Origin of the sequence: Cyclobacterium xiamenense, from assembly GCF_900109255.1 — a bacterium.
GTDB classification, from domain to species: domain Bacteria; phylum Bacteroidota; class Bacteroidia; order Cytophagales; family Cyclobacteriaceae; genus Cyclobacterium; species Cyclobacterium xiamenense.
In genome coordinates this window covers 1-3760 of sequence record NZ_FNZH01000024.1, presented here as the reverse complement: position 1 = coordinate 3760, position 3760 = coordinate 1, and the positions used below count along the sequence as shown (strand labels likewise).

Annotated in this window: 2 protein-coding genes; both read right to left on the bottom strand. The window is 49.8% G+C overall.

The features are described 5' to 3' along the window. The coding region (locus BMW71_RS23425) for a hypothetical protein (protein WP_143057749.1) at positions 1-188 on the bottom strand (188 nt) is incomplete at its 3' end. Then, positions 185-3673, bottom strand: a complete 3489-nt coding sequence (locus tag BMW71_RS23420) for a hypothetical protein (protein ID WP_143057748.1) — start codon at positions 3671-3673, stop codon at positions 185-187. The genes BMW71_RS23420 and BMW71_RS23425, both read right to left, overlap by 4 nt. Positions 3674-3760: the final 87 nt, after the last annotated feature.

The following is a 3760-nucleotide window of genomic DNA, read 5'->3' as shown; positions in this document are numbered from 1 at the left end:
AGTTCCCGGCCCAGTCCGTCGAAATACAGGATGGACTGCTTGAGGGAAGGGGAGTTCGGTAATGCGGATACTGCATTTACTGGCATTTGCGGGCGAACGGTCCGAATGCTGTTTTCCTGGGCAACGGACTGCTTCCCCAGCCAGAAAAATACCGGAAGTAGGGTTAGGTAAATAGAAGAGGTTTTCATGGTTTTGCCTGTTTTTGGGTTTGAAAAGTATAGAGGTAGTGTTCCAAAACATCCCGATCCGCGTTGCGGATGGTCGCCAGGCGGCCCATGCCATCGTAGTCGTAGTAGTGGGTGTAGTGACGCTGATCGGTACTACTACTCATCCCGAGCAAAGGTTCATGGGTAAAAGTCTCCATAAATGCGTCTTTGGGATGAAGCCGTACTTCATCTACCAGCACTCCCTGTCCGGTAATGGCAATCCGGGATGTAGTAATTTCCCGTTGGATCAACTGCCAATCATCCGTTAACACTTCCGTTTTGCCCATAAAGGACCAGCTTCCCGAGGTGCTTTTACTTGCTTTCTTAGCCCAAAAGGAAAGTAGGAAAATACGGTTTTTTGAAGCCGGGATACCGGTTTTGCTGATGGGTCCCGAACCCAAGTGGTACTGTTTTTGCCCTGTTTTAGCATGTTCTGTGGCTTGAGGGTCTCCACTGAAGATCCATCCGCCCATGTCTTCCGTTTCGAAGGAAGTATAGGCAATTTCTTCGGCGGCTGCATTATGCACGGCCGCCGCCATCCAGTTTCCCTGCTCAAACCAAAGAAAGCTTTGCCTTGGGCCGGTTCGCGGTTTTTGCTCCAGGATATTACCGAATCGATCGTACGATAAAACCCTAAGGTCTTCGTACTCGGATTGGTCCGCATGCTTTTTCAAAAGCGCAGCTGGCAATAGTCTCCCGTGGTACCTTTGCAATTGTACCTGTTCTTGTTCGAGCAGCTGCCCGCCCGCTTTTTTACGTTGGGCCAGGGTGGGGACAATTCGGTTGGCTTCGATCAGGTCGGTGAGTACTGACGGATCTCGGGAAGCATTTAGGGATGCGGGCAGGTTGAACGGATAGTAATATTCTTCTTCGATGCTGTTGTTTGTAGCGATTAAACGAGTCGTTTTTGTGGGTAAAAGGTAGTTTTCGTCGTAGGTTAGGATGCTGGTTTTTTCAAAAGAAGCCCCCGTCTGGCTATCGTAGCGGATCTCCTTTATTTCAACGCGGGGATTCCAGACGGTGGTGTTGAAGTATTTCAAATAACGGACGTCCCGACATCCGCCAGGCCCGTATCCCATGCAGAAAAATTTAAAGTTTTCGTGAGAAACCCGTTCCGATGGTTGGTACGTGTAGACCTTTTCCAAGGATTTTTGAAAACTGTCTCCGGTTTGCACATAATAAACTTCCGCTTTAGGAACCCCCCGTTTGGCAGCGGCGCTCCTGACGATGCCAAACGGGGAGGAGTAGCTGGATTGATCTGGAAAATCCGCTGGGGACAGGTACCGGTAATCCGTACGCAGGATTTCCCCCGCTTTGTTTTTCCGGATCTCTTTGACGTTGGCATAGCCAAAGAAATCCGCGTTTACCGACAAGGGAACCTGGGAATACGACCGTAATTCAAATTTCAGGCATGCTTCCAGAATGATATCGTTCCTAGTTGGTACCCTTCTCTCGAACGTATTAAAAATGATGAAATCGTATTTCGGGAAGGTTGCCAATGAACCGGAGGATTGGTTGGTTTCGGGCTGCTCGTAATGATATTCTACCGTTTCGGTTTGGTTGCCAAAATCTTTGGTGATCGACTTTACCCGCAATCCTCCGGTACTCACCTCTATACGCCCGGTTTCTTCCTGTTTCGGAGGATTTCTTCGTCCGAAAACCGTGGCGGACAGTCCGGCAGCCAGTCGCGATGGGCCATCCAGGTGCAGTTCGTAACGGGTTCCTGCTTTCAGCCAGACGTTACCGGAGACGGCACCGTCCTGGATGGTATTGGAAAGCAGACTTATAAAGGACCTGTCCGCAGGGGAGTACAGGTATACGTCCACGGAGCCTCGGCAATCCCTGTCTCTTCCGTCGCAATCCACCCTGCCGCTTAGTTGAACGCTGAACCGGATCAATTTGAGCGTATCCAGGTCGGATTCCTTCGGTTCCACCTGAAAGAAGGCTTTCCTACGTTGGCTGTTTACCGATACGGCATAGGTTGGTTGATCCGCCTCCAGGGTTACCGGACTGAAAAAATTGTAGTATTCGCCCGAACGAACCAGCGCGGTATTGCTTTCCATTTCATAGCTTACGCTGCCTCCGGTGGGGTAGGAAACCTTCTTCAAGGTACCGGTCAGCGCGTACTCCGGAACGACCAATCGGTTGGCATTGGCTTTTCGAAACCTCATGTACTGGGGGATCAGGCTCTCGTTAATTGCTCCATTGTAGAAACCCCAATGGTCCTGGGAATTGGAAAAAAAATGGGGCAAGACGTTACCATGGTATTCAAAACGATAATCCAAGGAAGGATTCGTCGTGTTTTCTGTAACCTGTACGAGACGAAGTCTTTTCGTGGGCGTCGCTTTCTTAATAGCTTCCGGTAGGTGGGTGTATTTCGAAGACAGGTTGGACTGGTAGTAATCGTGATCAAACACAAATGATTTGATTAACCTACCCCGATTATTGATCACTTTGATCCCGGCTAGTCGATTGGAACTAGCATCCTTCCGATCATTTTTACTTTCAATGAGGACTTCGCCCAATCCAAAGCGAATCGACTGCAGCTGTTTTCCACGAACGGTTACCTCGGTAAAGGCATCGGTAATTCGGTCGTTTCCGCAGATGTATTCGCCTGTAGTTCCTGTTAGGAAATAGGAAGCGGATTGAGAAGAACGTGTATAGTAGGAGGCTGTGTAGGGTGCATAGCTGAAGCGTATCTCCCTCCCGTTATAAGTGATGATTTTACTTAGGTGCCAGGCCGAGTAATAGTTGGAACGGTACGGCACCGTCCTGTGCTTGGAGAAATCCTCAGTAATGGTTCGCTCCGGGTCTTCGAATATGTAGCGGTTTCCGTTTCCGTCCCATACGTTCCAGCGAACGATGTCCCGGTTTACCTGTTCAAATTGAATCTTTAAATAGCTGGCGCTCATAATGGATACGGTGCCATCTTTTCCAAGGACAAATTTCCCGGAGTAGTTGCCAAAGACGAAATGAAAGATATCCTGTTCAAAATCGATGGTTCCGTTCTGCGAGCGCTGGTAATAATCCATCCTTTCGGCAGTCGAGAGTCGATCGAATGCCACTTCGTGATTGGTATAGCCACTGCCCGATCCGGTTTGCTCGTCCGGAAGGCCTTTTATTGTTCGACTGATGCTTCCTCCGGCATTCAGCGCCCACCCCAGTCCGGCCCATCCCGCTCTTTCTTCGACTCGGATTCCTCCAGCGTGGTACTGCAAGGCAATCGGTAGTTCCAGGTCCTGTTCCACAAGTGTATAGAGCGGTAGTTGGATATCCGGTATCCCGGAATAGTGGGATACCCGGGTATCGGCAAATTTGGCCAGGGCGCTAACTTCGGGAGAAGGCGGGATGACCTGCGCCCGAAAGGTCATATCCTGGGCACTTGTGAACGCATACAGCGTACCGAATAGAAGGGATAGAGAAAAACGTCTCCACCCGCGTTGGTTGCATTTGTAGACTGTTTTCATGGCAAAAAGCGTAGCGGTTTAAAAAGGGTTGGTGTTTCCGGTCAAGTGCCGGAATGTTCGTTTTATAAAGGTGTGTTTTCTTCCTGC

Coding starts and splice junctions, on each gene's coding strand:
- BMW71_RS23420 (WP_143057748.1), bottom strand. CDS start 3,673: ATGAAAACAGTCTACAAATGCAACCAACGCGGGTGGAGACGTTTTTCT.